The sequence below is a fragment of the Streptomyces hirsutus genome (assembly GCF_001418415.1).
Taxonomy (GTDB): Bacteria; Actinomycetota; Actinomycetes; order Streptomycetales; family Streptomycetaceae; genus Streptomyces; species Streptomyces hirsutus.
In genome coordinates, this window is sequence record NZ_LIQT01000054.1 from 1 (window position 1) to 6384 (window position 6384).

Here is a 6384-nt window from a genome sequence, read left to right on the forward strand (position 1 = left end):
GGGGGGTGGGGGACGATGACGACGCCCGCGTCCAGGAGCGGCCGATCGGCGCCGGTGGTGGTGGCGCCGGTGGCGGACGGCGTGTCCGTGCCCTCCGCCGCGGCCTTCGCCCCCGCCCCCGCGGCCGTGTCCGCGTCGCCCTCCGCTTCCGGCTCCGCCTCCGCCTCCGTCGTCTCTCCCGTTCGCGGCCGCTGCCGTGCCGCGACGGCCAGGAGCCAGTGGCGGTGGAGTTCCAGGCGTTCCGTGCCCGACGCCCCGCACAGGGCGGCGAAGCGTTCCACCGGGGCGAAGTCGAGGGGGACCGCCTCGCCCGCACAGTAGCGGTGCAGCGTGGAGGTGTTCATGTTCAGACGGCGGGCCAGCGAGCCGTAACTGCGGTCCGTGCGTTCCTTCAGTTCCCGCAGCCGAGCCGCGAACTCCGCCACGTCGTCCTGTGCCGACACCTTCACCCCGCAACACACTCGTTGGGCCGAACGGGCCCGGGACGGCATCCCAGGCACCTCATATACCTGCACGTCAGATGGGCTGGGATGGTTCCATGCCCCGGGAACGGCCGCCGACGCTTGCGCCGGCCACNNCCTGCGCACCCGGGCCGCCGCGCTCTCCGTCGTCTCCGTCATCACCCTCGCCGTCGTCACGTCGCTCACCGGGCCGGCCGGAGCCGCGCCGGCCACGGACGCCGCTCCGAAGGTGAAGACCGCCGTGCCCAAGTTCCTCGCGGCGTCCCAACTGCCGCCGCACCCGTCGTCCGAGTGGACGGCGGGACCCGTCACCGACGGCTTCCCGGTCGAACTCGCCTACTGTCTGGGCGAAGACGGCATCCCGGCCTACGACTACCGGCACCGGGTCTTCCACACCGAGCTGGACGCGGGCGCCGTACAGGCCACGGTCGTGACGGGCTCGGCCGCCAAGGGCAAGGCGCTGGCCGCCCTGATCAACAAGAAGATTCGTTCCTGCGCGGACCGCCTCGAGCGGTCCGACCCGGAGATCGAGGCCGAGGGCCGGTACTACGGCTCGCTGCCGGTCGAGGAGGGCGCGCAGGTCCACGGACTGCACACCCGCGCCTCCTGGGGCGCCACCGACATCCACCTGCTGTCGGTGGGACGGGACGGGAGGACGGTCACCCTCGTGAGCTGGGGGCAGATGGGCGACTTCGGCGACGCCCCGGTGGCCGCCTTCAAGAAGACGACGACCAAGGCCGTCGACAAGCTGTACTGACGCCGGAAAACCCTGTCCGAAACGCCGCTGTCCGGAAGGAACCGCCCGGAAGGGCATGGTCCGCATCGGGCCCTACGACCACCACGAATCCGGGGTCGTCCTCTCGCCACGGGGGTCGGGAGGACGGCCCCGCACACGTGTGTGGCCGTTGAAGTTCGGCCAATAACCGGCCTTGACGATGCCGCATGACTGGCGCGTGGGTGACGGGGCATGGATTTCCACGGACGTGTTCGAGCCGCAGGGGGAATCGACACCGGAACGCGGGCGGGGGCCATGAGAAGGCAGGTACAAGGGGGTTGTCCCGGCACGGCGGGGACCGGCTCGGTGACGACCGTGGAAGGGACGGCCGACGGGGGCGGGGAACGGGTGTCGGAGGCACAGCTCAGGCGCCGGCTGGGACGCGCGGACCTGCGGGCGGTGCCCGAGTCCCGCCACGACCTACGACGACTGCTCAGACACTGGGGAAGGCCCGGGCAGTCGGAGACGGCCGAACTGCTCACCACCGAGCTCGTCACCAACGCGCTGATCCACACCGACCGGGCGGCGGTCCTCACCGCCACCGTCGGACCCCGGGTATTACGGGTCGAGGTACGGGACTTCGTGGACCACGAGCCCCGGCCGCGGGTGCCGGACGCCGACGACAGTACGCACGGCCGGGGGCTGGTCCTGGTCGAGTCCCTCGCCGACGCGTGGGGGATCAGGGCGCACGGGGTGGGCAAGGCGGTCTGGTTCGAACTCGACGCGGACGCGGCCTGACACGGGCACCGGTACCGGCATCGGCACCGAAACCGGCGCCGGCGCACTGAACGGGGCGGGGCACGGCCCGCACAGGCCGTGCCCCGCCCCGTTCAGTCATCCCGCCGACGTCAGCCGAACTGCTGCTCCAGGTCCTTGAGCTTGCGCTCGAGGGAGTCCAGGCGCGGCAGTGCCTGGGTGTCGTCCTCCGCGGTGAGGTCGACGGTCGTCGGATCGGAAGCACCGCGCACCGGCTGCAGAGAGGGGCGCGAGCGTACGGGCAGGACGGCCTCCGGCGCCGCTATGGCAGGCTCCGTGGGCACCACGTCGTCCGCCCGCTCCACCGTCGGGGCCTCCACGGGATGGCCGCCGCCCACGAGGGCGCGGTGGCCCCGGCTGATGGCTTTCAGCCGCGCCCGCTCCACTCGCTCCTGGCCACGCCGGCGCCGGCGCGTCTCGTCCTTCTGGCGCTGGTCCTCGCGGACCTCCTCGACCGCCTCGTCGAGGCTGCGTACGCCCTCCAGCAGCATCAGCGACCAGGCACGGTACGTCTCCCGGGGAGCCCGCAGCCAGCGGACGATGCGGATCTGCGGCAACGGGCGCGGCACCAGGCCCTGTTCGCGCAGGGCGGCCCGGCGGGTCTGCTTCAGCGCACGGTCGAACAGCACGGCCGCCGACAGGGACATGCCCGCGAAGAAGTGCGGAGCACCCGCGTGCCCTATGCCCCGGGGAGCATGCACCCAGTTGAACCAGGCCGCGGCGAACGCGAACGTCCACACGAGTATGCGGGAGCCGAGCGCCGCGTCACCGTGGCTGGCCTCGCGCACGGCGAGCACCGAGCAGAACATCGCCGCGCCGTCCAGACCGAAGGGCACGAGGTACTGCCAGCCGTCGGACAGCCCGAGGTTCTGCTCGCCGAAGCCGACCAGACCGTGGAAGGAGAGCGCGGCCGCCACCGCGGCACAGCAGAACAGCAGGATGTAGGAGACAGTGCCGTACAGCGCCTCCTTGCGCCTGCGGCGCTCCTCGCTGCGCTCCCACGAGTCGTCCGCGCTCGTGTCCTTGACCGAGGAGCGCTTGCCGCGCGCGAGCACCGCCACCGCCGCCAGCATGCCCAGGAGCAGCACGGCGCCCGGAAGCAGCCAATTCAGCGATATGTCGGTCAGTCTCATCCAGGGGTCCCTTGCATTGGGATAGGGCGTAACGCCCGCCATAGTGGCCCAATCCCGCCGTCCTTCAGGGGATTTCGGGGCAAGTGGCCGCCATTGGAGCGCGAGGGGGTACCCGGGGCGGCGTTCTGCTCGAACTGACGCGTGAGAGACGTGGGTTGGGTTCGAATGAGACTACTCGTACGGGTGGTTAGGTGGGTACACCTTGCGACAGGTGAGGGAATTGTGAAGTCTCTGTGACCTTCGCGAGGCTCGGAGTCGGGCGGGCGCGGGTGCATCGCCGCCCGACGCGGCGTCAACTCGCCTTGGCCACCGGCATGTCGACGTCTTCGACGGGCATGCTGATGACCTTGCCGCCTGCCGCCCTGCCGCTCGCCTTCCCGACGCCGCAGGTGCGTGGGCAGTTGGCGCAGATGTCGTCGGGGCGCAGGGTGTAGAACATGCAGCAGCTGATCCGGTCCCGGGTGTGCGTGGCTTCGCCGCCCGGCCCGGTGACCGGACGGAAGCCCGCCGCGCCGACGTACGGCTTGGTCGCACCCGGCAGCAGCAGCTCCAGCTCCCGCAGGGCCCGCTCCTCCTCGCCCAGCAGTTGGCCGATGTACCGCAGGCTCTCCACCACCTCGTCGGTCGCCATGCCCCACAGGGCGCGGCCGCGACGGCGCATCCTCGGACCGAAGCCCGTCAGGACGGGTTCGAGGTGCTCGGCGACGGAGGCGCGCACCTCGGCCCGCAGGGCCTCCTCGTCCGGAACCACGCGGGCGCCGGGCAGCGCGGCCGCCGGGTCGTCCGGAAGGCAGGCGAACGATTCGGGGCGCACGGCCATGCGGCCCACGGCGAGTCCGTCGGCCGCGCGGTCGAAGGAGACGTGGGTCACCGGGTAGCGGGGCACGCGGCGGTGCAGGAACCACGGCACGGTGATCAGCAGGCAGGCGGGCCAGGCGTAGCGGTGCAGGCCGAAACTGGCGACCACGTCGGGGCGGGCCTGCTGTCCGTAGTCCCGCAGCACCTGGCTGTCGTCCCAGGACAGGAAGGCGTCCAGGGCGGAGCCGCCGTCCCCCTCGGCGAGAGCGTCGGCGGACACCCAGGCGCCGCCTTTGGGCACCTCCTCGTCGGGGGCGAGTTCCGTGACGGCGAGTGCCGGGAAAGCCTCCGCCAGGCGGGTGTACGCGTCCGCGACGGCCGAACCGGGCGCTGCCATGGGACCACCCCTTCACGTCTCGCCGAACCGGCCCGACGCCGGAGCGGTAAAGGTAAGCCTCACCTTACCTAAGATCGTTGAGATGTGAACCGCGGGGCCCTTGCCCGTAAGGTGCTTGACGAACGACTGACAAGCCGCCGTAATGACCCCAAGTACTGAAACATCCGGAGGAGGGCCCCGTGAGGCAGGGCACGAAGGGCTTCGCAGGGACGGGTGACACCGGGACCGGACAGGGCGGCCCGGCCGCAGGCGCGGACGGGGGCGCGGGCAGGGTCAGGGCGCCCGCCCGGTCCGGCACATCCGGCACACGGGGCCGGGAGGGCGACGCCGTACCCGGTCGGGACGACGCCGTACGCGGCGAGCACACCCACAGCGAACCGGCCGCCGTCCTTCCCCGGCCCCGGACGCCCGTCCAGCGGTCCTCCGTGCGCGGGCAGGTCCTCGCCGCACTGCGCACCGCGCTGGTGACGGGCGACCTGCGGCCCGGCGTGGTGTACTCCGCGCCGGTGCTGGCCGAGCGGTTCGGGGTCTCCGCGACCCCCGTCCGGGAAGCCATGCAGCAACTCGCCCTGGAGGGCGCGGTCGAGGTCGTGCCGAACCGGGGCTTCAGGGTGGTCGAGCGGGGCGACCGGGAGCTGGCCGAACTGGCCGAGGTCCGGGCGCTGATCGAGGTCCCGATGGTGCTGCGGCTGGCCCGTACGGTGCCCGCCGAACGCTGGGCCGAACTGCGCCCCCTCGCCGAAGCCACGATCCGCGCGGCTTCCTCCGGCTGCCGCGCCACGTACGCCGAGTCCGACCGTGCCTTCCACCGCGCGGTGCTCGCCCTCGCCGGCAACGAACAGCTGGTCCGGATCGCCGAGGACCTCCACCGCCGTGCCCAGTGGCCCCTGGTCGGCGCCGCCCCCGGCCCTCTCGGCCGGGTGGGACTGGTGGCCGACGCCCACCAGCACACGGCCCTGCTGGACGCGCTGATCGCGGGCGCCCAGGACGCGGTGCGGTCACTGCTGGAGGAGCACTTCACCGGCGCGGTCTGAACGGCGGCCCGTCCCCCCGCGCTCGGAACCCGGTACGGGGCCCGGAGCCGCGGGCGTTCCTACGCCGTCGCCGCTCCCGGGGCCGGTGGGGCCAGTTGGCGGGACAGCCAGGTGGGGACACCGCCGAGCAGGCGCAGCAGCCGGCGGGCCTCCTCGCGCAGGCGGGACGCCTCCGGCTCGGTCTCCGTGTCGGCGAGGGAGACCAGGGCCGGGGCCGTGCCGACCAGATAGCCCAACTCCTCCCGGATCCGCAGGGATTCGGCGAAGCCGTGCCGTGCCTCCGCCAACTCGCCCTCCCGCAGGGCGAGTCCGGCGAGGTGACGCCATGTGCCGGAAAGCAGTAACGGGTCCGCGTGCGCGGTGGCGCCCGCGTGGGCGCGGCGGTACGCGGCACGCGCCGACTGCGGGGAGCGGGACAGGTTCTCTGCGATCAGCCCGCGCCGGAAGTCCAGCAGCGCCCGTGCCGGAGCCCCGGGAGGGATCAGCGCCGCCGCGCGCCCGAGCGCGGCCCGCGCCTCGTCGGCCCGGTCGCGCACCGCGAACAGGGTGGCGGCGTAGGCCAAGTACCCGCGTTCACAAGCGGCGGCGCCCCGTTCGTCGTCGGTGTCGGCCAGCGCCTCGGCCGTACGCAGCGCGTCCTCGGCCTCGGCCCAGCCCGTCTCCGTGTACAGGCACCGCTCCACCAGGAGCGACGACCGCTGCAGCGCGGCGGCCGCGGTGTCCGGGGTGAGCAGAGCGGCGGCGTCGGCCCAGCAGGCGCGTGAGCGCAGCCGCCATACCGCGGTCTGGAGGGGATCGTCACCAGCGGTCGTTCCGTTACCAGACATGGCGGTGTGCGCCACGTTGCCCTCCCCGAGCACGCCATCGAGCTGTTGAGTGGTGGCCGCATCTCAGCACGAACAACGGGGTCGGGCCAAGAGGGTGGGTGAAGGATTTCACAAAGTCGTGGATCAACGGGCACGAACGGGGGAGCGCCCGACGGCGCACAGGACACCCCACCGGCGCACCCTCGGCACGCGCACCCCCCGCC

Annotated in this window: 7 protein-coding genes; 3 read left to right on the forward strand and 4 right to left on the reverse strand. The window is 72.8% G+C overall.

Translation table 11 applies throughout. The features are described from left to right. Positions 1–491, reverse strand: a 491-nt coding sequence (locus AOK11_RS44505) for a helix-turn-helix domain-containing protein (protein ID WP_240497220.1), incomplete at its 3' end; no start/stop codon positions are given. 88 nt (positions 492–579) lie between these two features. Between AOK11_RS44505 and AOK11_RS44510 the strand changes: the two genes are divergently transcribed. Next, entirely contained in the window at positions 580–1218 is a 639-nt protein-coding gene (locus AOK11_RS44510; RefSeq protein ID WP_063793415.1) for a hypothetical protein, read from the forward strand. Between the two features lie 324 nt (positions 1219–1542). Continuing rightward, positions 1543–1974: an ATP-binding protein gene (locus AOK11_RS04835; RefSeq protein WP_381000047.1), complete on the forward strand. Its 432-nt coding sequence runs from the start codon at positions 1543–1545 to the stop codon at positions 1972–1974. Positions 1975–2084: 110 nt separating this feature from the next. Here the strand turns inward: AOK11_RS04835 and AOK11_RS04840 are convergent, their stop codons facing one another. Further along, positions 2085–3125, reverse strand: a complete 1041-nt coding sequence (locus tag AOK11_RS04840; protein WP_055592376.1) for a DUF2637 domain-containing protein — start codon at positions 3123–3125, stop codon at positions 2085–2087. 292 nt (positions 3126–3417) lie between these two features. After that, on the reverse strand, positions 3418–4320 hold the full coding sequence (locus AOK11_RS04845; RefSeq protein ID WP_079034637.1) for a (2Fe-2S)-binding protein: 903 nt from the start codon (positions 4318–4320) through the stop codon (positions 3418–3420). A gap of 179 nt (positions 4321–4499) precedes the next feature. Here AOK11_RS04845 and AOK11_RS04850 point away from each other — a divergent pair, with 179 nt between their 5' ends. After that, positions 4500–5354, forward strand: coding sequence for a GntR family transcriptional regulator (locus AOK11_RS04850; RefSeq protein WP_055592377.1), 855 nt, complete (start codon positions 4500–4502; stop codon positions 5352–5354). Positions 5355–5413: 59 nt separating this feature from the next. Here AOK11_RS04850 and AOK11_RS04855 read toward each other — a convergent pair whose 3' ends face one another. Next, positions 5414–6181, reverse strand: coding sequence for a hypothetical protein (locus tag AOK11_RS04855; RefSeq protein WP_055592380.1), 768 nt, complete (start codon positions 6179–6181; stop codon positions 5414–5416). Positions 6182–6384: the final 203 nt, after the last annotated feature.

What these genes read in the sequence shown, in the direction of transcription:
- AOK11_RS04840 (WP_055592376.1), bottom strand. Translation starts at nt 3,125, where the DNA reads ATGAGACTGACCGACATATCGCTGAATTGGCTGCTTCCGGGCGCCGTG.
- AOK11_RS04845 (WP_079034637.1), bottom strand. Translation starts at nt 4,320, where the DNA reads ATGGCAGCGCCCGGTTCGGCCGTCGCGGACGCGTACACCCGCCTGGCG.
- AOK11_RS04855 (WP_055592380.1), bottom strand. Translation starts at nt 6,181, where the DNA reads ATGTCTGGTAACGGAACGACCGCTGGTGACGATCCCCTCCAGACCGCG.